The organism is Mesorhizobium sp. M7A.F.Ca.MR.245.00.0.0, assembly GCF_003997415.1.
GTDB lineage: Bacteria > Pseudomonadota > Alphaproteobacteria > Rhizobiales > Rhizobiaceae > Mesorhizobium.
The window spans coordinates 89,752-109,838 of the sequence record NZ_RZTE01000016.1 but is presented as its reverse complement, the minus strand read 5'-3'; the positions used below and the strand labels follow the sequence as shown (position 1 = coordinate 109,838).

The following is a 20,087-nucleotide window of genomic DNA, read 5'->3' as shown; positions in this document are numbered from 1 at the left end:
GGACGATCGGCCAGCCGCCAGGAGGAACCTAGCCAGATATGACTGTCGCCGCCGATTGCGCCTTGGACATGCGAGGCATCAGCAAGACGTTCCCGGGCGTGAAGGCTCTGTCCAACGTCAATTTCGCGGTGAAATTCGGCACCGTTCATGCGGTCGTGGGTGAGAACGGCGCCGGCAAATCGACGCTCATGAAAGTGCTCAACGGGTCCTACGCACCCACCAGCGGCACAATCAGGGTCGGCGGCGCCGAAGTGCGCATGCGCCGGCCCGCCGATGCCCAGGCGCTGGGCATCCGCATGGTGCATCAGGAAATCAATCTGGTCCCCGACCTTAGCGTCGCCGAAAACGTCTATCTCGGCCGCATGCCGGGCAAGTGGACCTTTCTGCGCAAGGGCGAGATGATCCGGGCTGCAGCCGCCGTCCTCGATGAGCTCGGAGCGGCCATCAACCCGCGTGAACGGCTCGGCAACCTGTCGATCAGCCAGCAGCAGCTCGTCGAGATCGCCAAGGCCTACGCGGCGCAGCCCAGGATCATCGTCCTGGACGAACCGACATCCAGCCTCAGCGAGCATGAGACGGCGGCGTTGTTCCGGATCTTGCGCAAGATGCGCGATGACGGAATCGCCATCATCTATATCAGCCACCGACTGAAGGAGGTGCTCGAAATCGCCGACGAGGTGACTGTGCTGCGCGACGGCTCAATGATCGAGACGCGGCCGATCGAAGGCATAAATGCCGCTCACATGATCAGGTTGATGGTCGGTCGCGAAGTCAGCAATGTCTTCCCGAAAAGCCCGGCCGAGATCAGCAAGTCGGTGCTGCGCGTCGAACGCATCAGCGACGGCACGCGCTTCCGCGATGTCAGCTTCGATGTACGCGCCGGCGAGATACTGGGCTTGACCGGGCTGGTGGGTGCTGGCCGCACCGAGGTCGCCCGCGCAATCTTCGGCCTGTCGCGGCTTGTCGAGGGCTCGGTCAGCGTCAACGGACGCAAGGTCTCGATCAACTCGCCATCCCAGGCGGTCAGCGCAGGCATTGCCTATGTTCCCGAAGATCGCAAGGGCGACGGCGTCGTGCCTGGAATGTCGATCCGGGAAAACATCAGCCTGCCCATATTGCGCCGCCTGAGCCGTTTCGGACGCATCAGCCGCAGCGCCGATCACGCGCTTGCCGCGGACTCGGTCAAGCAGTTTTCAATTTCACCGCCCGACGGCGAACGGCGCATCAGCCTTTTGTCGGGCGGTAACCAGCAGAAGGTGGTCATCGCCAAATGGCTTGCCGCCAAACCTTCGGCCTTGATCCTCGACGAGCCGACGCGGGGCGTCGACGTCGGCGCCAAGGCCGAGATCCACCACATCATCGGCCAACTCGTCGCCGGCGGCATGGCGGTCGTGATGATCTCGTCGGAGCTGCCCGAAATCCTCGGTGTCTGCGACCGCGTGGTGGTGATGCGCGATGGCTATGCCTCCGAGCCTCTCCTGCGCAGCGAATTGAGCGAGGAGCGCATCATGGCGCTGGCCACGGGGGAGGAGATGGCGTGACCGAAGCGGCCATGGAGATCGGCGGTGTGAACCGCAACGACCGCTTCACGCGTGGCAGCAGGCTTGTCGGTGTCCTGTCGAAGGCGGGGCTGGCCTTCGCCATCCTCGCCGTGATGCTCTACGGCTCCTTCGTCAGCCCCGCCTTCTTCACATCAGGCAATTTGCTCAACGTCCTGACCTCGATGTCCATCGTCGGCATCGTCGTCGTCGGCATGACCTTCGTGCTCGTGGTCGGCGGCCTGGCCGACCTCTCGGTGCCGGCCACCATCGCCTGCGGCGCCATCCTGTCGCTCGGGCTGCAGCCAATGATCGGGCCGCTGCCGGCCTTCGTCCTGGCCGTCGGCCTTGCCGGCCTCATCGGCCTGCTCAACGGCGTCTTGGTCGGCTATGTCGGCATCAACCCCATCATCGCCACGCTCGGCATCGGCACGATCGGACTGGGCATCGTCCAGGCGGCTGTCGGCGGGGTCATCGTCTATGGCAGCAATCCCGCCTCCGCCGAATTCGCCAAGGGCCGGCTGTTCGGCATTCCGGTCGTGGTGCTGATCTTCCTGGTCATTGCTCTTGTCGGCCATTTCGTCCTGTCTCGCTCCTTCTGGGGCAGATGGACGCTTGCCACCGGCGGCAATTACAGCGCCGCCGAGGCAAGTGCGGTTCCGGTGCAGGCCGTGAAGGCTGGCGCCTTCGTGATCACAGCACTCGCTTCCGGCATCAGCGGCGGCCTGCTCGGGCTGACCCTGCAGAGCGCGCGGCCGCTCATCGGCGGCGGCTACGAATTCAGTGCCATCACGGCGGTGGTGGTCGGCGGCGTGTCGATCGTCGGCGGCTTCGGATCGGTGCCACGGGCCATCGCCGGCCTCATCTTCGTGCAACTGTTGACCAACGTCATGGTGCTCGACGGTGTGCGCACGCCGATCCAGGGTTTCGTGCTCGGCATCCTGATCGTCGGCGCCGTCGGCATGGATGCGGCGCTACGCAAACGGGGCGTGGCGTGATGCGTTTTCTTTCGCTTGTCTCGCAGCATCGCGTCGTCATCATTCTCGGCCTGACGCTCATCGTTTCCGCGCTGGTGGTCCCCGGCTACCTCTCGGCATCGACCCTCGGCCTCGGCCTCGACCGGGCGGCGACGATCGGCCTGATCGCCATCGGCCTGACGGTGCTTTTGATATCGGGCCAGATCGACCTCTCCGGTGGCGCGGTGTTTGCCCTGGCCGGCATCGTGTCGGTCATCCTGCAGCGAGAGATCGGCATCCTGCCTGCTGCGATCGTCGGCATCCTGGTCGGTACCCTGGCAGGCGCCGTCAACGGCATGCTGGTCGTCGGCCTGAAGGTGAATTCGCTCGTGCTGACGCTCGCGACGATGCTCATCTTCCGCTCGCTCGCGCACTGGATCACCAACAGCCAGCCGGTGACCGGAACCGACATCATGCTCTCCCTGGCGCTGGCCAAGATCTATCTCGATGTCTTCACCCTCCGCAGCGCGCTGTTCATTGCCCTGATCGTGCTGCTGCATTTCTGGCTGACGCGCACCATACCCGGGCGCAACGTCTTTGCGGTGGGGTCCAACCCGGCGGCTGCCAAGGAAAGCGGTATCGCCTCGGACCGTATCGTCTTTCTCGGCTTTGTCTTTGCCGGCACGCTTGCCGGCCTGGCGGGCGTTCTCCAGAGCCTCGTCACCAACACCGGCTCGCCCGTCTTCGGCTCGGAACTGACGGTCGCCGTCATTGCCGCGGTCGTTGTCGGCGGAACTCGTCTCGAAGGCGGCAGGGGATCCGCGCTCGGCACGCTCGGCGGCGTGCTGACGATCGGCTCGCTGACCATCGCGATGGAGTTCCAGTCCGTTCCCGCATACGTCCAGCAGGTCGTGTCCGGGCTTATCCTGATCCTGCTCGTCGTGCTCGATCGGGCCGTTACCACCAAGGGGAGGGCTCCGGGCACGCGCCCGGCGCTCGTTCGCGACAATCCAATCACTCAAGGAGGAACCACATGATTGGGAGGAAACACATGATTGGCAAGAAAAGCATGCTTCACGTCGCCGCCGTGGCGGCTGTGCTGGCATCGACGGGCTGGGCCAGCGCCAAGACGGTCTGCTACGTGACGGCAGCGGATTCGCATGCCTACGCGACGCCGGCCAACAAGGCGCTTCAGGCGCGCGCCGCGGAACTCGGCATCAAGATCCTGAGCCTCAGCCAGGATTTTGATGTCCAGAAAGGCACCGAGCAGCTCAACACCTGCGTTGCGCGCAAGGTCGACGGCATCATCCTGTGGCCGCTCGACCCGCAGGCATACATACCGGGGCTGGCGCGCGCGCAGCAGGCGAACATTCCGGCGATCCTCATCAATTCACCGATGAGCGACGATGCCAAGCCGTTCATCAAGTCGTTCACCGGGCCTGACGTCTACGAGGAAGGCAAGCTGGCGGCGGACTCGCTGAGCAAGGCGCTCGGCGGCAAGGGCTCCGTCGTCATCATCGCCGGCCAGGCCGGCAACGGCACCACGATCGGACGCGTCAGCGGCTTCACCGACCGTCTGAAGGAAACCAATGCCGACATCAAGGTGCTCGACACGGTCAACGCCGACTTCGACCAGCAAAATCTGATCACACGCTTCGGCGACCAGATCAGCGGCGTCTACGCCAATGACGACACGATGGCCCGCGGCTTCATCGACGCATGGAAGGAGGCCAACCCCTCCAAGGCCGCACCGCCGATCGTCGGCATCAATGGCCAGAAGGATGCGTTCGAATCGATCCGCACCAATGAAATGTACTCGACCATCGTCCAGTCGCCCGTCGAGGATGGCCGCCTGGCGATCAACACGATGGCCGAGATCATCGACGGCAAGCAGGTCAAGGACCGGCTGCCCATCCCGCTGACCGTCGTCACCAAGGACAACGTCAACGCGGTCGAACCAGCGTTCTGATACGAGGAGGCCGGCCCGGTGTACTCGGGCCGGCCTCCTTTTCTTGCCAGAGAGAGAAATTCTAATAGCGGCGGCAGAATTGGAATAAACTAACTCTACAGAGTTTGTGGAATAAGCAATCTGCACTGGCGATCTGGTTTCCACCCGGACAGGACCACGCCATGCCCACTCTTTCGCATCAGCTACTCACCAAAGCAGGCATATCCGGCCGCCTTCGTCAGGCAGCGGGAGAGAGGCCATGAGCCGGGTCGTGCCAGACCGCATCAAGGTGCTCTGGTTTCTGCCGACGCATGGCGACAGCCGTTATCTTGGCACGGCCGAGGGCGGCAGATCGGTCGATCTGCCGTATCTGACGCAAGTGGCGAAGGCGGCCGACACGCTCGGCTACTATGGCGTGCTGTTGCCGACCGGCCGCTCGTGCGAGGATTCCTGGGTGATCGCATCGGCTCTTGTGCCGATGACCGAACGCTTGCGTTTCCTTGTCGCCGTGCGGCCCGGTTTGCAGTCGCCAACGCTGGCCGCGCGCATGACTGCGACGCTGGATCGCATCTCCAATGGCCGCCTGCTGATCAATGTCGTCACCGGCGGCGATCCGCTGGAGAACAAGGGCGACGGCATTTTTCTGTCGCATGCCGAGCGCTACGAGGTGACGCAGGAATTCCTTCGGATCTACAAGCGGGTGCTGAGCGGCGAGACGGTCGAACATGAGGGCAAGCATTTCCGCATCGAGGATGGAAGGCTGCTGTTTCCGCCGGTTCAGACACCCTATCCCCCGCTCTACTTCGGCGGCTCGTCCGATGCCGGGTCGACTGTGGCAGCGCAGGAGATCGACAAATATTTGACCTGGGGCGAGCCGCCAGCCGATGTCGAGCGCAAGCTGGACGGCATGCGTGAACTGGCGCAGAAGGCTGGCCGCAAGCTCTCCTTCGGCATTAGGCTGCATGTCATCGTCCGCGAAACCACCGAGGAGGCTTGGGCCGCGGCCGACAGGCTGATCAGCCGGCTCGACGATGCGACGATCGCCTCGGCGCAGAAGGTCTTTGCCCGCATGGATTCGGTCGGCCAGGCGCGGATGAGCGCATTGCATGGCGGCAATCGCGCCAAGCTTGAGATCGCGCCCAATCTGTGGGCCGGCGTCGGCCTGGTGCGCGGCGGCGCAGGGACCGCACTTGTCGGCGATCCCGACACGATCGCCGAGCGCATCGACGAGTACCGGCGCCTCGGTATCGATACCTTCATCCTTTCCGGCTATCCGCATCTCGAAGAAGCCTATCGCTTCGGCGAGCTGGTGCTGCCGAAACTGCCGACCGACCATCTGGTCAAGGCAGCCGGCTCGTCCGTAAACACCGGTCCGTTCGGCGAAACCATCGCCGGCGACCACCGGCCGAAGTCGCTCGCCAGCGCCTCGTGAACTTGCTTCCTGCGTCCTCGCGGTTGCACGTCGCCATTATCGGCGGCGGCTTTTCCGGCGCCGCGGTGGCGTGGCACCTGGCGCAAATGCCTCGGCCGGAGCGGATTTCCATTTCCGTGGTCGAGCCACGGCCGGTTCTTGGCGGTGGCCTTGCCTATTCCAGTGAGGAACCGTCGCACCGGGTCAATGTCCCCGCAGCCAGGATGAGCATGGCTCCCGACGACCCGCAGCATTTTGCACGCTGGTTGACTGGCAGCGGAGAACTCGAACACGACCCGGATGCCATCTGGAAGAACGGCGGCGCTTTTCCGCGCCGACGCGTGTTCGGTCGCTACGTCGCCGAGCATCTGGCGCCGTATTTCGGTTCCGGCGTTGTCCATCATGTTCAAGGTTCCGCCATACGCGTGACGCGCGATGCCAGTGGCGCGGGCTGGACCGTGCACACCTCTGCCGGACCGGTCGCCTCCGACATCGTCGTGCTGGCAGCAACGCATCCGCAGCCTGCAATTCCAGCCGCGCTGGTCCATCTGACGGAAGCACCGGGTTTCATCGCCGACCCGTATGCACCAGCGGCGCTTGCCGGGATTGGTCCGGAGGCGTCGGTGCTGATCGTCGGCTCCGGGCTGACCTCTGCCGACATGGTCGCCGAACTCGACCGTCGTGGCCATCGCGGCCGCATCCTGGCGCTGTCGCGCCGCGGCTTACGCTCGCGCGGACACCCCGATGTCAGGGGCGAGCCTTTTGGCGATTTTGCATCCGCGCCGGCCACGACGGCGCTCGGCCTGCTCAGGGCCATTCGCGCGACGCTGACAGCTGCGAGAGCGGCCAATGTCAACTGGCAGTCGGTCTTCGACCAACTGCGCCTGCAGGGGCCGGTGCTGTGGGCCGCACTTGCCCCGCCGGAGCGGGCAAGGCTGGTCCGCCAGCTGCGCGTGTTCTGGGACGTGCATCGCTTCAGGATCGCTCCGCAGGTGGCGGCGGTGCTCGACCGGCGTCATGCGGCCGGCACATTCGACACCATTGCCGCCAGGCTTGTCGCGTCGAACGATGAGGACGGCAGCCTGGCTGTCAGCTTTCAACGGCGCGGGCAGACACGGATCGAGACGACGCGCTTCGATGCCGTCATCAACACTACGGGTCCGGCTCATGGGCAGGCATTACAGCTGAACCCGGCGCTAAGCTCGCTGGCGGAAGCCGGCTTGATCAGGACGGACCAATATGGACTTGGCATCGAGACAAGTCTCGACAGCCGCGCAATCGGCTCGGACGGTGAGGCGGTTGCGGCACTCCTGGTCGCCGGCCCGCTGGCGCGAGGCACTTTCGGCGAGCTCATGGGTCTGCCGGAAGTCGCCCGCCATGCCCAGGCGGTCGCGGCGGAAATTGCCAAGCTGCTGGTTACGCTGCCGTCAGCGCAGGCGATCGGCGCCCATGCCGCGCATGGACCTCTTGCGGGCTGACATCCGCAGGCCGGGTTCGGCAGCGAAAATTGGTATTTCCGTCCCAAGAGTGCCGCAAAAACGGAAAATCCTTCTTTGTATATATCTTCTATAAACATAATAGATATCGGCGAAGTCCGGCTGCGGCCGGATCGATCAATGACACGGCCTGAATGGGAGACATTTCATGGCACACGCAGAGACCGACGCGATCAAGTTTGCCTACTGGGTGCCGAATGTTTCGGGCGGCCTGGTGATCTCCAACATCGAGCAGCGCACCAACCATTCGGCCGAGTATAACCGCAAGCTGGCGCAGATCGCCGAGAGGTCCGGCTTCGACTACGCGCTCAGCCAGATCCGTTTCACCGCCGGCTACGGCGCCGACGAACAGCATGAATCGGTGGCGTTCAGCCATGATCTGCTGGCGGCGACCACCACGCTCAAGGTCATCGCCGCGATCCTGCCCGGGCCATGGAACCCGGCGCTGGCGGCCAAGCAGATCGCCACCATCAGCTACCTGACCAACGGCCGCGTCGCGATCAATCTTGTCTCCGGCTGGTTCCGCGGCGAGTTCCACGCCATTGGCGAGCATTGGCTCGACCATGACGAGCGCTACCGCCGCTCGGAAGAATTCATTCGTGCGCTGCGCGGAATATGGACTGAAGACAGCTTCACCTTCCGTGGTGATTTCTACCGCTTCAACGAATATTCGCTGAAGCCGAAGCCGCCGCAGCCGCTGCCCGAAATCTTCCAGGGCGGCTCGTCGCGCGCCGCGCGCGACATGGCATCGCGCGTCTCGGACTGGTACTTCACCAACGGCAACACGCCGGCCGAAATCGCCAAGCAGGTCGACGATATCAGGATCAAGGCGAAGGCCAACAACCATTCCGTCAAGGTTGGCGTCAACGCTTTCGCCGTCGTTCGCGAGACCGAGGACGAGGCGAGGGCAGTGCTCGCCGAAATCATCGCCAAGGCCAATCCCGAGGCGGTCAACGCCTTTGGTCACGAGGTGAAGAATGCCGGCAAGGCTTCGCCGGAAGGCGAAGGCAATTGGGCGAAATCGTCCTTCGACGATCTGGTCCAGTACAATGACGGCTTCCGCTCGAACCTGATCGGCACGCCAAGGCAGGTCGCTCAACGCGTCGTCGACCTGAAGCGCGCGGGTGCGGATCTCATCCTGCTCGGTTTCCTGCACTTCCAGGAAGAAGTCGAGTATTTCGGCAAGCATGTCATCCCGCTCGTCCGCGAGTTGGAAAACGCCGAGGCGGCAGCGTCGCTGGCGGCGGAGTAGTCACCCCCACAGGCTGGCCGGACAGGCTCCGGTCGGCACGAATGAAAGCTACCCGGCGCGCTCGGGCCATCGAGCAGCAATGAGGATTTGCGCGCCTGCCGCAGCCATCGAGGACGATTGGAATGCCTCTGCCCAGTTATACGTTCGGAGTGATGGAGGCTTCCGCCTATGCGCCGGAGCTCTTTGCGCGCGGCTTGCCGTCAAGCTCGCGGCCGCAGCAGCAGTCCGAAGACAGCGAGCCGATCGGCTCCGTTGCCGGTGTCGCCCCTGCGTTGCTTTCGCTTCAGGGCATCAGCCTGTCCTTTGGCGGCGTCGTGGCACTGGCCGATATCGACCTGTCGGTTCTACCAGGCGAGATCCGCGCCATCATCGGCCCTAACGGCGCCGGCAAGAGCTCGCTGATCAACGTCATCAGCGGCGTCTACAGGCCGGATCGCGGTCATGTCCAGCTCGACGGTACCTTCTATGCCCAGGTCCCGACGCAGCGGCTGGCCCATCTCGGCGTCGCCAGAACCTTCCAGAACCTTGCACTGTTCAAGGGCCTCAGCGTCCTCGACAATGTCGCCTCTGGCCTTGCCTACAAGGTTCGCTCCAACTTTGCCGGCCAGGTGCTCGGCATCGGCCGCTCGCGTGGCGAGCAGCGCGATTCACGCAGCCGTGCCGAACAGGTCCTCGAATTCCTCCATCTCACCGCCATTCGCGACCGTCTTGTCGGCACTTTGCCTTATGGGCTGCAGAAGCGTGTCGAACTGGCCCGCGCTCTGGTGGCCGAGCCGCGCCTGCTTTTGCTCGACGAGCCTATGGCCGGCATGACAGCGAGCGAAAAGAGCGAGATGGCGGCTTTCGTCCGTGCCGCGCGCGATCGTTTCGCCACCACCGTGGTGTTGATCGAGCACGATGTCGGCGTCGTCATGGGTCTGTCCGATCGAATCGCCGTCCTCGACTACGGCCGCAAGATCGCCGACGCCACGCCCGATGAAGTCAGGAACGACCAGCGCGTCATCGATGCCTATCTCGGCGTCGCCTCGGACAATGAGGACGGGGCAGGCATATGATCGCCGGTTTCGACTACCAGTTCTTCATCGAAGTGCTCGTCGGAGGCCTGCTCTCAGGCGTCATGTATTCGCTTGTCGCGATCGGCTTCGTGCTCATCTACAAGACCTCGGGCGTGCTCAATTTCGCGCAAGGCGCGATGCTGCTGTTTGCGGCACTCACCTTCGTCAGCCTTTCCGAGCGCGGCATTCCCTTCGCGCTGGCGCTGGTGGTCACCTTCGCCATCATGGTGGCGATCGGCATCGCCATCGAGCGCACGGTGCTCAGGCCACTGACCAACAAGCCGCCGATCACCCTGTTCATGGCGACGCTTGGCCTGTCCTACATCATCGAAGGCGCTGCCCAGCTGATCTGGGGCACGCAGGTCCACGGCCTCGATCTCGGCATCGAGGATGTGCCGCTGGAAATCGGCGGCGTGCTGATCAGCCAGTTCGATATTTTCGCGGCCGTGGTTGCCGCCGGCATGGTCCTCTTGCTGTCGCTGTTCTTCCGCTACACCCGCATCGGCCTCTCCTTCCGCGCGGTCGCCGACGATCAGTTCGCGGCACTCGCGGTCGGCCTCAGGCTACCCCTGATCTGGGCCACTGTATGGGCCGCCGCCGGCCTCGTCGCGCTGGTGGCCGGACTGCTGTGGGGCGCACGCCTGGGCGTGCAGTTCTCGCTGTCGCTGGTGGTGCTCAAGGCGCTGCCGGTGCTGGTGCTCGGCGGTTTCGATTCCATCCTCGGCGCCATCGTCGGCGGCCTCTTGATCGGCGCCAGCGAGAAGCTCGCCGAAGTCTATATCGGCGACTATTTCGGCGGCGGCATAGAGAGCTGGTTTGCCTATGTCGTCGCGCTCGTCTTCCTGCTGATCCGCCCTTCCGGCCTGTTCGGTCAGAAGCTCGTCGAGAGGATCTGAACGATGACCGCGATAACAAGCGATTTCGCCGCCGCGCCGGTGCTGCCGAAATGGGTCGTGCCCGTGCTTTTGCTCGCTTTCGCTTACGGCGTCGTGCCGCTGATCGGCTCAAGCTATCTGTTCGAGGCCATCCTGCTGCCTTTCCTGGCGCTCAGCCTTGCCGGCGTGGGCTTGAACATCCTGACCGGCTATGCCGGCCAGGTGTCGCTTGGCAGTGCTGCTTTCATGGCGGCCGGCGCCTTTGCCGCCTATAATTTCAACCTGCGTGTCGAAGGCCTGCCGCTGGTCGGCAGCATCTTCCTGGCCGGCATAGTGGCGGCCGCGATAGGCGTCGTTTTCGGCCTGCCGAGCCTGCGCCTGAAGGGTTTTTATCTCGCGGTTTCGACCCTTGCCGCGCAGTTCTTCGTGCAATGGGCGTTGACCAAGTTCAGCTGGTTTTCCAACAACTCGGCGTCCGGCGTCATCGACGCGCCGAGACTGTCGATTTCAGGTTTCGCGCTCGACGGCGCCATCGGCCGCTATTTGTTCGCGCTGACCATCGTCACGGTGCTGACCTTCCTTGCCTATAGGCTGGTCTCGTCGCAGACCGGGCGCAACTTCATCGCCATCCGCGACAATGAAACCGCCGCCCGCATCATCGGCATTCCGGTGCTGAAGACCAAGCTTCTGGCCTTCGCCATCTCGTCCTTCATCATTGGCGTTGCCGGCGTCATCTGGGCCTTCGCCTATCTCAGGACCGTCGAGCCGGACGGCTTCGATCTCGACCGGTCGTTCCAGATCCTGTTCATCATCATCATCGGTGGTCTGGCTTCGATCCGCGGCGCGTTTTTCGGCGCCGCCCTCATCGTGGTCTTTCCACTCGCTCTGTCGCGCCTCGGCGGCTTCCTGCTTGGCGATCTCTTCGACTCGGGCGTGCTCGACATGAGCCAGCGCATCGTGCTGGGCGCGCTCATCATCCTGTTTCTGATCCTTGAACCCGACGGGCTGGTGGCGCTGTGGGACAGGGTCCGAAGACGGCTCCTGTTCGCCTGGCAGTCGACTTGAGCTGATGCATTGAAAATGAATCCAATCCGAAAATGAACAAGGGGCCGAACCCAAGACGGCCCATACCGGGAGTACCTCGACCATGACTTTCCTCAGCACAATCAAGGCGGCGGCGCTGTCCGCGGCGATGATCGTGTCGGTGGCCTTACCGGCCGCACACGCCGACGAACAGTATTTCCCGCTGCAGAGCTATCGCGTCGGGCCTTACGCGGCCGGCGGCACCGGCTTCTTCGGCGGCTTCATCGACTATCTCAACCTCATCAACATCCGTGACGGCGGCGTCAACGGCGTCAAGCTGACCTGGGACGAATGCGAGACCCAGTATGAGGTCGAGCGCGGCGTCGAATGCTATGAGCGGCAGAAGAGCCATGCCGGTGCCGCGGCCTGGAACCCGCTCTCGGTCGGCATCGCCTATGCCATGATCGATCGCATCACCGCCGACAAGGTGCCGCTGATCACCGTCAACCACGGCCGCACCGACTCCACCGACGGGCGTGTCTTCCCTTACGTCTTCCCGCTGCTGCTCAATCCCTACAGCGAGACATCAGGCATCGTGAACTACATCGCCTCCAAGGAAGGCGGCATCGACAGACTGAAGGGCAAGAAGATCGTCGTGCTCTATCATGGGTCGCCCTACGGCAAGGAAACCATCCCGATCTATGAATTGCTGGCGCAGAAATACGGCTTCACCGTGCAGCAGATCGAGGTGCCGCATCCCGGCAACGAGCAGCAGTCGCAGTGGCTGACGATCCGCCGCGCCAAGCCGGACTTCGTCGTCCTGCGCGGCTGGGGCGTGATGAACCCGGTGGCGCTGAAGACGGCGGTCAAGGTCGGCTTCCCCGTCGACCACATCGTTGGCAATGTCTGGTCGAATTCGGAAGAGGACGTGATCCCGGCCGGCGACGCCGCCAAGGGCTATACCGCCATCACCACCCAGGCTTCCGGGAATTCCTATCCGGTGGTGCAGGAGATCGTGAAGACGGTCTACGGCGCCTCCAAGGGCAACCTTGAAGACAAGTCGCGCATCGGCTCAGTCTACCACAATCTCGGCATCGTCAACGGCATCCTCAATGTCGAGGCGATCCGGGTCGCGCAGGAGAAGTTCGGCCACCGAACGCTGACCGGCGACGAGGTCCGCTGGGGCTTCGAGCATCTCAAGCTTGATCCCGCCAAGGTCGAGGCGCTTGGCGCCAAGGACCTGTTCCATTCGATCAATGTCAGCTGGGACAATCACGAAGGCGAAGGCTACGTGACCTTCCAGCAGTGGGACGGCAAGAAGTGGAACGTCGTCTCCGACTGGATCGCGCCGGACTGGGCGTTGCTGCGGCCGATCATCGAGAAGTCCGCCGAGGCCTACGCCGCCGAGAAGGGCATCAAGCTGCGCACCGCCGACGATGCCAATGCTGTGACCACCAACTGATCAGTCAGTGCCGGGCGTCGCGGACCAAGTTTCCGTCGCGCCCCGGCCTCTTTCGGTTTCCGAACCGTGAAAGAACAGCCTATGCCGAACGATGACGTCATTCTTGCCATGGACGCGGTCCATGCCACCTACAACCACGCCATCACGGCGCTGCATGGCGTCAGTTTTGAGCTCAGGCGCGGCGAAATACTGGCGCTGCTCGGTGCCAATGGCGCCGGCAAGACCACGACGCTGAAGGCCGTCTCCAACCTGCTGCCGGCGGAACGTGGCCAGGTCAATGCCGGCACCATCCGCTATGAAGGGTTCGATGTCTCGCGCCGCAAACCGGGTGATCTGGTGCGCGCCGGGCTGGTCCAGGTGCTGGAAGGCCGCCACTGCTTCAAAAGCCTCACCGTCGAGGAGAATCTGATCGCCGGCGGCATCGGCCGCAGCGGGAGCCGCGCCGAGATCAACGGGGATCTCGAACGGATCTACGGCTATTTCCCGAGGCTTCGGGAAAAGCGCCGGACATTGTCCGGCCTGACCTCCGGCGGTGAACAGCAGATAACCGCCATCGGCCGGGCGCTGATGTCGCGGCCGCGTCTGCTGGTTCTCGATGAACCATCGATGGGGCTCGCCCCGCTCATCGTCCAGGACATCTTCCAGAGCTTGAGAAAACTCAACCGCGAGACCGGCCTGTCCATCCTGGTCGCCGAGCAGAACTCGGCGGTCGCGCTCAGATACGCCGACCACGCCACGGTGCTCGAGAACGGCGTTTCCGTTCTCGCCGGCGCTGCCGCCGAACTTCGCCAGCGCGAAGACATCAGGGCCTTCTATCTCGGTCAATCAACCCCGGGGGAACAGGTGACACCCGCCACCAAGCCCGCCCATCTCCACGCCGTTGCCTGAGCCAAAATCCCAAGGAGCAGTGAAATGACCGTTTCGACCGTCAAAACCGACAAGGCTTCCGCCGCCGTGCCGCCAGTCGCAAGACCGACCGCGCCAGCGCACATCATCAAGGACGATGCGGAGGCGATTGCGATTGCCCACGCGCTCGCCGCCGAATTCGTCAAGGATTCCTCCCGACGCGATCGCGAGCGGATCTGGCCGGTCGCCGAACTCGATGCGTTTTCGCAAAGCGGCCTGTGGTCGATCAATGTGCCCAGAGCATTCGGTGGTCCGGAGCTGTCCTATGCGACGCTGGCGAAGGTGATCGAGATCGTCTCGGCGGCGGATTCCTCGATCGGCCAGGTTGCGCAGAACCATCTCGGTGTTGTAGCCGCCATCCGCACCGTGTCCGACGCGGACCAGCAGAGGCTGCTGTTCGCCGAAGCGTTGAAAGGCACGCGGTTCGGCAACGCCTTTTCCGAGTTCGGTTCCAAGCGCGCCGCCGATTTTGAGACCCGCTTCACCGACGCCGGCGATCATGTGGTTGTCAACGGCCGCAAATTCTATTCGTCCGGCGCGCTGCTCGCCCATCTCGTGCCGATCGTGGCGCTCGATGACGAGGGCCGCGCCTGGTATGCGATCGCCGACCGTGCCGCACCCGGCCTGACCGTCATCGACGACTGGTCGAGCTTCGGCCAGCGCACGACGCTGTCCGGCACCGTTATCATCGACAACGTCAAGGTGCCGAAGACCCATCTGGTACCCGGCTACAAGGGCTACGACAGGCCGACCGCCGACGGCGCCATCTTCCAGATCATCCAGGTGGCGGTCGACACCGGCATCGCCCAGGCGGCGATCGACGAGACCGTCAATTTCGTCAGGACCAAAAGCCGCGCCTGGATCGACAGCGGCGTCGACAACGCCTGGGACGATCCTTACACCATTCAGGCCATCGGCGACCTGACGCTGCGCCTGCACGCGGCGCAGGCGCTGCTCGAAAAGGCCGGTCATGCGATCGACCGGGCAGTGATCGATCCGACTGCCGACACGGTGGCGCACGCCCAGATCGTCACCGCCGAGGCAAAAATCCTGTCGACCGAGATCGCCATTGCCGCAACCAACAAGCTGTTCGAACTGGCGGGGACCCGCTCGACGCTGGCCGAACACAATCTCGACCGGCATTGGCGCAATGCCCGCACGCACACGCTGCACGATCCGGTGCGCTGGAAATATTCCATCCTCGGCAAATATTTCCTCAACGGCGAAAATCCGCCGCTGCACGCCTGGAGCTGATTCCCACCGGCGGGCGGGCGGCCTGCCACGTCAAACCTTCGACCATCCAAGAGGCCCACTGCCATGTCAAATCCAACAGTCGTCGGCTTTTCCGGCAACATCACCAGGCCGTCAAAGACGCGCGCCTTCGTCGACCTGGTCACCAGGGACATCGCCGCCAGCCACGGCCTATCGGCGAGCACCTATGATGTCGAGGACCTCGGTCCGTCGCTGGGAACGGCGAAATGGGCCCGCGATCTCGACGGCCAGGCGCACGCGATCCTGGAACAGATCCTCGCCGCCGACGTGCTCGTCGTGGGGTCGCCGACCTACAAGGGCAGCTATACCGGTCTGTTCAAGCATTTCTTCGACCTGATCGATCCGGCGGCATTGCGGGGAAAGCCGATCGTGTTGACGGCGACCGGCGGTGGCGAGCGCCATGCGCTGATCGTCGAACATCAGCTGCGGCCGCTGTTCGGCTTCTTCGAGGCCTTTGCGCTGCCGACCGCCGTCTACGCCACCGACAAGGATTTCACCGACGGCGTACTGCGCTCCGAAGCGATCCTGAAGCGTGCGGCGCAGGCGGTCGACGAGGTCGGCTTCGTGCTGGCCAACCGCTCGGCCGGCAGGATCGCCGCTGAATAGCCTGTCGTCAGCGGATTGAACTGAACGAAATCCGTGAGGGCAGCGCCCCCGCTTACGCGCAATTTACGACCGCCCGCTAAAACCGTTCCTGTCTGATTCGTCTGGGACAGGAACGTCATGAGCAAAGCCCTCACATCCTTCGCGCTGGTCGCCGTGCTGACCGCTCTGCTCATGGCGCTGAGCTTGGCTGTCGTCAGGCACGGCTATCCCTATGGCGCGATCGGCGTCAGGCGCCTTGACGGCATTGCCGACGCCGGCGTGTTCATCCCGATTGCCGCTGTCTATTTCTTCAGCGCGATGCTGATGATGATCCTGCCGATCAGGGCGGCCGGCATCGTCCTGACCCATGCCGCCGACGCCCTTTTCTGGACCGTGATCGCACTGTTTGCGACCATTGTCGGCTGTCTGGTCGCCCGATGGGCGTTCGGGCAGGGCAGCGCCGTGTGGGCGCTGCTCAACTGGCGGTTCCTGTTTGTCGCGGCGATCGTCGGTTGTCACTTCGTCATGAATGAGCTGCGCCGCAATGTGCTGCTGCGCAGCCTGTTCTTCGTGGTCTTTGCCGCCGCGACGCTGGCCTGCCTGTTCTGGTCGTTCACGCTCTGACGTGTCGCCGGTTAGTCGGCTGATCCGGCGGCGATGTTGCCGGCGGCCGTTTCCATCCATGTCCAGAGATAAGCGGCAAGACCGCGGTCGACATGGATGTGCAGCTTGCCGTCAAGACGATAGACGACGGCGCTGATGCCGGCGAAGGAAAGTGCTGCACTGGCACTTGGCTTCGCGGGATCGAGCGTCGTTCCACGCGCGATGAAAGCGTCGAGCGCCATGCCCTTGACTTCGAACACCTGCAAGCCGGCGCTGATCGCCGTCACAGCGAACCCTTCCGCGTGCCAGCCCATGGCGATGGCAAGCGGGCTGTTCGAGACGACAAGCAGCCGGTCGCGCGCCAGCCGCGCCGCGTAGCGGTCGCCCTGTGCGATACCAAAGGCACCCACGCCAGTCCCGCCGATGCTGGAAGCCCGTGCCCACGCGTCGAGGTCGCCGCTGACCAGCAACTGGTTGAGGCCGAAGACTGTTCGTACCGCAAGGCCCGGCGTGGCGATGACCGCGCCCTGCCAGTCCGGTGCAACGGACCATTTTTCCGCGAGATCACGCATGCAGCCGGTCTCCTGCCGGGTCGAAGGCGCAAGGGGCGGTAATTGTCGCCTTGCTGATCTTGCCGAGATGCTGGATGTCGATCGTCTCGCCATGCCGCGTCGCGCCGCGCTCGATCAGCCCAAGCGCAACCGGGCGGCCGAGCGTCGGGCTGTGGTAGCTCGAGGTGACAAAGCCTTGGCTGCGCAATCTGCCGTCGCTCCGTTTGATGCCATGCGCGCCGGTCGGCAGCGGCGCTTCGCCTTGCAGCACCGTCAGCCCGACAAGCTGCATGCGGTTGTCACGCGAGGCCTCCTCGGTGAACAATGAGCGGCGGCCGACGAACTCGGTCTGGCGCTTGACGCGCGGGCCGTCGACGCCGAGATCATGCGGCAACGTGGTGCCGTCAGTGTCCTTGCCAATGACGATAAAGCCTTTCTCGGCCCGCAGGATCATCAGCGCCTCGAGTCCGATGACGACGGCCTCGAGCGCCTGGCCGGCCTCGCGCAGATGCGCCCATAACGGCTCGGCGCGATCGGCCCGGATCGAAATCTCGTAGCTCCTGTCGCCGGTGAAGCTGACGCGGGCAATGCGAACTTCGTTGCCGGCGTAGGTGCCATGACCGATGGCCATATGCGGAAGATCGGCGTCGCCGAGCGAGAGACCGAGATCCAGCGCTTCGAGCAGTTTTCGGGCGTTCGGTCCTGAAACTGTCAACGTTGCCATGTCCGATGTGGCGTTGTGAATATAGATCGCGCCGCGTCCGAAGCGGTCCTGTCGCCATTCCTCCAGCCGGGCGTGAACGGCAGCGACATGCGAGGACGAGCACGAGACGACAAAGCGATGCTCGCCCAGCCGCACCAGAACGCCGTCGTCGAAGACCACGCCGTTCTCCGACAGCATGAAGCCGTAGCGGCAGCGGCCGGGCTTCAGCGTCGACATGGTGTTGTAGTACAGAAAATCCACGAATGCGGCCGCCTGCGGCCCGATCACCTCGATCTTGCCGAGTGTCGAACCGTCGAACAGCGCGACCGACTGGCGCGCGCGCCGTGCTTCGTCCGCGATCGAACGCTCCGCGTCAGCGCTGCCGCCATAATGGGCAGGGCGCAGCCAGCCGCCATATTCCTGGAAGACAGCGCCATTGGCGCGATGGACGTTTTCGAGCGGCAGCCGGCGCACCGGCGCCATCAACTCGCCGCCGCGCGCGCCGGCAAAGCTTGCCAGCGGCACCGGGGTGAATGGCGGACGATAGGTGGTGGTGCCGACCTCCGGCACCGTACGCCCGGTGATACCGGCCATCAGCGTCAGGCCGGGCAGGTTGGAGGTCTTGCCCTGGTCGGTCGCCATGCCGAGCGTGGTGTAGCGCTTCAGATGTTCGACCGAAACGAAGTTTTCGCGCGCCGCCAGCTCGACGTCCTTCACCGTCACGTCGTTCTGGTAGTCGATCCAGATGCGTCCCTTCGAGCCCGGCATTGGCCATGCCGCCAGAATGCCGGCCGTCGCCTCCGGCCCGGTGCTGCGTGGTGTTGCCGCGTTCGCCTGGCCAGCGAATGCCTTTCCCACGCCGGCAAACACATCCGACAAGGAGACCGCGCCGGCAGCGGCACCGGCAACAGCAATGCCGTCGACCGGATCGCCCGGCAGGAAGGCCGCGCGCGCCTCGCTCCAGGTGAGCTTGCCCTTGGCCTGGCCAAAGAGATGAATGGTTGGCGTCCAGCCGCCCGAGACCAGAACGCAATCGGCATCGAACCTCGTGCCGTCGTCGAGCGTCACGCCGTCGACGCGCAGCTTGCCGCTGGCGGATGCGAGAGAACGCCCTTTGACCAGCCGGACATTGGCCGGCGCGGCAGGCGTGCCGTCGCGCCGGATGTCGACAAGCCTGACTTCGGCGCCGGCCTCGGCAAGCGCCCCCGCCACCTCATAGGCGCTGTCATTGTTGGGGGCGACGACGATGCGGCGGCCGACAAGTACGGCATGGCGCTTGAGATAGGCGAGCGCCGCATCCGCCGATAGGATGCCCGGCAGATCGTTGTTGGCGAAAGGCAGCGGCCGTTCGATGGCGCCGGTCGCCAGCACGATCTGGCGCGGCCTGACCCGCCACAGCGTATCCGGCCGGCCGTCGAAATGACGCTGGTTCAGCCCGACCAGATTGTGGTCGTAAATGCCTAAGGCGGTGGTCGAAGGCAGGATGAGGTGACCGCCAGCGGCAAGCTCGGCAATCGTCTCCTTGACCCATACGGCCGCCGGCTTGCCATCGATCTCACCGGCACGATAGCCAAGCGATCCGCCGGGGCTCTGCTGGTCGTCGACCAGTGTGACGGTCAGACCAGCGCCGGCCGCCAGTCTTGCCGCCGCCAGCCCTGCCGGTCCCGCGCCCACCACCAGCACGTCGCAATGATGGTTGATCTGGTCGGCCATGCCGGGCGAGGTCCAGTCAGCATCGACCGTGCCCAGCCCCGCCATGGCGCGGATGCGCGGCTCGAACCTGTGCCAGTCCGGCCACATGAAGGTCTTGTAGTAGAACGCGGCCGGGATGAAGCGCGCAAAACGGTCCAGGAAGGCGTTGCGGTCGGCCAGTGCGCTGGGCGTGGCGTTGACGCTTTTCGCCACCAGTCCGTCGCGCGCCGGCTCGGTCGTGGCGCGCGTGTTGGGCGTCGCCCGCGAGCCGCCGATATCGACCAGCGCGTTGGGCTCCTCGACGCCGGCGCCCCATATGCCGCGCGGCCGGTGGTATTTGAAGCTGCGGCCGACGACCGCGACGTCACCCGCCAGCAGCGCCGAGGCGATGGTGTCGCCGGCAAAGCCCTGCACGATGGTTCCGTCGAAGCTGAAGCGGATCGGGCGCGAGCGGTCGATGGCGCTGCCGCCGGTGGCAAGACGTGAGGCGGTCACGCGGCATGCTCCCCGTCGAGAGCGGCCGAAGACAGCACCTTGTGGGTGACGGTGTCCCGCTCCATGACGAAGAACTCGCCGCAAATCATGTGGACCCAGATCTCGCGCGCCGTGCCTTTCGGGTTGCCGCGCAGATAGAGGTAGCCAGCCCAGCGATCGGTCGGCACGTCGATGGCATCCGGCCTGACATTGCCGGCATCGCCGCCATAGTGGAATTCGGTTTCGTCGCGCGGGCCGCAGAATGGGCAAGGAAAGAGCTGCATG

At 64.3% G+C, this 20,087-nt stretch carries 18 protein-coding genes; 15 read left to right on the top strand and 3 right to left on the bottom strand.

Features of this window, described 5'->3' with window-relative positions; all coding sequences use genetic code 11:
* Positions 1-38: 38 nt before the first annotated feature.
* The 15 genes from EOB80_RS18050 (at position 39) to EOB80_RS17980 (ending at position 16,403) form a co-directional block, all read left to right on the top strand.
* Entirely contained in the window at positions 39-1,541 is a 1,503-nt protein-coding gene (locus tag EOB80_RS18050) for a sugar ABC transporter ATP-binding protein (RefSeq protein WP_127328853.1), read from the top strand.
* A complete protein-coding gene (locus EOB80_RS18045) occupies positions 1,538-2,536 on the top strand; it encodes an ABC transporter permease (protein ID WP_245466373.1) in 999 nt (332 codons plus the stop codon). Before EOB80_RS18050 ends, EOB80_RS18045 begins: the two co-directional genes overlap by 4 nt.
* A complete protein-coding gene (locus EOB80_RS18040; protein WP_127328852.1) occupies positions 2,536-3,531 on the top strand; it encodes an ABC transporter permease in 996 nt (331 codons plus the stop codon). The genes EOB80_RS18045 and EOB80_RS18040 overlap by 1 nt, the downstream gene beginning before the upstream one ends.
* A gap of 14 nt (positions 3,532-3,545) precedes the next feature.
* The gene (locus tag EOB80_RS18035) at positions 3,546-4,463 is read left to right on the top strand and encodes a sugar ABC transporter substrate-binding protein (protein ID WP_127328851.1); all 918 of its coding nucleotides are present in this window, start codon (positions 3,546-3,548) and stop codon (positions 4,461-4,463) included.
* Between the two features lie 238 nt (positions 4,464-4,701).
* The gene (gene ssuD / locus EOB80_RS18030) at positions 4,702-5,874 is read left to right on the top strand and encodes an FMNH2-dependent alkanesulfonate monooxygenase (protein ID WP_127269513.1); all 1,173 of its coding nucleotides are present in this window, start codon (positions 4,702-4,704) and stop codon (positions 5,872-5,874) included.
* On the top strand, positions 5,871-7,331 hold the full coding sequence (locus tag EOB80_RS18025; RefSeq protein WP_127328850.1) for an FAD/NAD(P)-binding protein: 1,461 nt from the start codon (positions 5,871-5,873) through the stop codon (positions 7,329-7,331). Before ssuD ends, EOB80_RS18025 begins: the two co-directional genes overlap by 4 nt.
* 166 nt (positions 7,332-7,497) lie before the next feature.
* The gene (sfnG, locus tag EOB80_RS18020) at positions 7,498-8,601 is read left to right on the top strand and encodes a dimethylsulfone monooxygenase SfnG (RefSeq protein ID WP_127328849.1); all 1,104 of its coding nucleotides are present in this window, start codon (positions 7,498-7,500) and stop codon (positions 8,599-8,601) included.
* Between the two features lie 122 nt (positions 8,602-8,723).
* Positions 8,724-9,656 (top strand): ABC transporter ATP-binding protein, encoded by a 933-nt coding sequence (locus EOB80_RS18015; protein WP_127328848.1) that lies wholly within the window; start codon positions 8,724-8,726, stop codon positions 9,654-9,656.
* Positions 9,653-10,552, top strand: coding sequence for a branched-chain amino acid ABC transporter permease (locus EOB80_RS18010; protein WP_127328847.1), 900 nt, complete (start codon positions 9,653-9,655; stop codon positions 10,550-10,552). The genes EOB80_RS18015 and EOB80_RS18010 overlap by 4 nt, the downstream gene beginning before the upstream one ends.
* Positions 10,553-10,555: 3 nt before the next feature.
* Positions 10,556-11,596: a branched-chain amino acid ABC transporter permease gene (locus EOB80_RS18005; RefSeq protein WP_127328846.1), complete on the top strand. Its 1,041-nt coding sequence runs from the start codon at positions 10,556-10,558 to the stop codon at positions 11,594-11,596.
* 82 nt (positions 11,597-11,678) lie between these two features.
* Complete coding sequence (locus EOB80_RS18000; RefSeq protein WP_127328845.1) at positions 11,679-13,016, top strand: ABC transporter substrate-binding protein; 1,338 nt, start codon at positions 11,679-11,681, stop codon at positions 13,014-13,016.
* Positions 13,017-13,097: 81 nt separating this feature from the next.
* Positions 13,098-13,904, top strand: a complete 807-nt coding sequence (locus EOB80_RS17995) for an ABC transporter ATP-binding protein (RefSeq protein ID WP_127328844.1) — start codon at positions 13,098-13,100, stop codon at positions 13,902-13,904.
* 24 nt (positions 13,905-13,928) lie between these two features.
* Complete coding sequence (locus EOB80_RS17990; protein WP_127328843.1) at positions 13,929-15,176, top strand: SfnB family sulfur acquisition oxidoreductase; 1,248 nt, start codon at positions 13,929-13,931, stop codon at positions 15,174-15,176.
* A gap of 63 nt (positions 15,177-15,239) precedes the next feature.
* Complete coding sequence (gene msuE, locus EOB80_RS17985; RefSeq protein WP_127328842.1) at positions 15,240-15,800, top strand: FMN reductase; 561 nt, start codon at positions 15,240-15,242, stop codon at positions 15,798-15,800.
* A gap of 117 nt (positions 15,801-15,917) precedes the next feature.
* Positions 15,918-16,403 (top strand): hypothetical protein, encoded by a 486-nt coding sequence (locus EOB80_RS17980; RefSeq protein WP_127328841.1) that lies wholly within the window; start codon positions 15,918-15,920, stop codon positions 16,401-16,403.
* 11 nt (positions 16,404-16,414) lie between these two features.
* Here EOB80_RS17980 and EOB80_RS17975 read toward each other — a convergent pair whose 3' ends face one another.
* Genes EOB80_RS17975 through EOB80_RS17965 form a run of 3 tightly spaced genes read right to left on the bottom strand, consistent with a single transcriptional unit; the run spans position 16,415 to position 20,086 of the window.
* Positions 16,415-16,954: a hypothetical protein gene (locus EOB80_RS17975; protein WP_127328840.1), complete on the bottom strand. Its 540-nt coding sequence runs from the start codon at positions 16,952-16,954 to the stop codon at positions 16,415-16,417.
* Positions 16,947-19,823 (bottom strand): sarcosine oxidase subunit alpha family protein, encoded by a 2,877-nt coding sequence (locus EOB80_RS17970; protein ID WP_127328839.1) that lies wholly within the window; start codon positions 19,821-19,823, stop codon positions 16,947-16,949. The genes EOB80_RS17975 and EOB80_RS17970 overlap by 8 nt, the downstream gene beginning before the upstream one ends.
* Complete coding sequence (locus EOB80_RS17965; protein WP_127328838.1) at positions 19,820-20,086, bottom strand: sarcosine oxidase subunit delta; 267 nt, start codon at positions 20,084-20,086, stop codon at positions 19,820-19,822. The genes EOB80_RS17970 and EOB80_RS17965 overlap by 4 nt, the downstream gene beginning before the upstream one ends.
* Between the last annotated feature and the right edge of the window lies 1 nt (position 20,087).

Coding starts and splice junctions, on each gene's coding strand:
- EOB80_RS18050 (WP_127328853.1), top strand. CDS start 39: ATGACTGTCGCCGCCGATTGCGCCTTGGACATGCGAGGCATCAGCAAG.
- EOB80_RS18040 (WP_127328852.1), top strand. CDS start 2,536: ATGCGTTTTCTTTCGCTTGTCTCGCAGCATCGCGTCGTCATCATTCTC.
- EOB80_RS18035 (WP_127328851.1), top strand. CDS start 3,546: ATGATTGGCAAGAAAAGCATGCTTCACGTCGCCGCCGTGGCGGCTGTG.
- ssuD (WP_127269513.1), top strand. CDS start 4,702: ATGAGCCGGGTCGTGCCAGACCGCATCAAGGTGCTCTGGTTTCTGCCG.
- sfnG (WP_127328849.1), top strand. CDS start 7,498: ATGGCACACGCAGAGACCGACGCGATCAAGTTTGCCTACTGGGTGCCG.
- EOB80_RS18015 (WP_127328848.1), top strand. CDS start 8,724: ATGCCTCTGCCCAGTTATACGTTCGGAGTGATGGAGGCTTCCGCCTAT.
- EOB80_RS18010 (WP_127328847.1), top strand. CDS start 9,653: ATGATCGCCGGTTTCGACTACCAGTTCTTCATCGAAGTGCTCGTCGGA.
- EOB80_RS18005 (WP_127328846.1), top strand. CDS start 10,556: ATGACCGCGATAACAAGCGATTTCGCCGCCGCGCCGGTGCTGCCGAAA.
- EOB80_RS18000 (WP_127328845.1), top strand. CDS start 11,679: ATGACTTTCCTCAGCACAATCAAGGCGGCGGCGCTGTCCGCGGCGATG.
- EOB80_RS17995 (WP_127328844.1), top strand. CDS start 13,098: ATGCCGAACGATGACGTCATTCTTGCCATGGACGCGGTCCATGCCACC.
- EOB80_RS17990 (WP_127328843.1), top strand. CDS start 13,929: ATGACCGTTTCGACCGTCAAAACCGACAAGGCTTCCGCCGCCGTGCCG.
- msuE (WP_127328842.1), top strand. CDS start 15,240: ATGTCAAATCCAACAGTCGTCGGCTTTTCCGGCAACATCACCAGGCCG.
- EOB80_RS17980 (WP_127328841.1), top strand. CDS start 15,918: ATGAGCAAAGCCCTCACATCCTTCGCGCTGGTCGCCGTGCTGACCGCT.
- EOB80_RS17975 (WP_127328840.1), bottom strand. CDS start 16,954: ATGCGTGATCTCGCGGAAAAATGGTCCGTTGCACCGGACTGGCAGGGC.
- EOB80_RS17965 (WP_127328838.1), bottom strand. CDS start 20,086: ATGCAGCTCTTTCCTTGCCCATTCTGCGGCCCGCGCGACGAAACCGAA.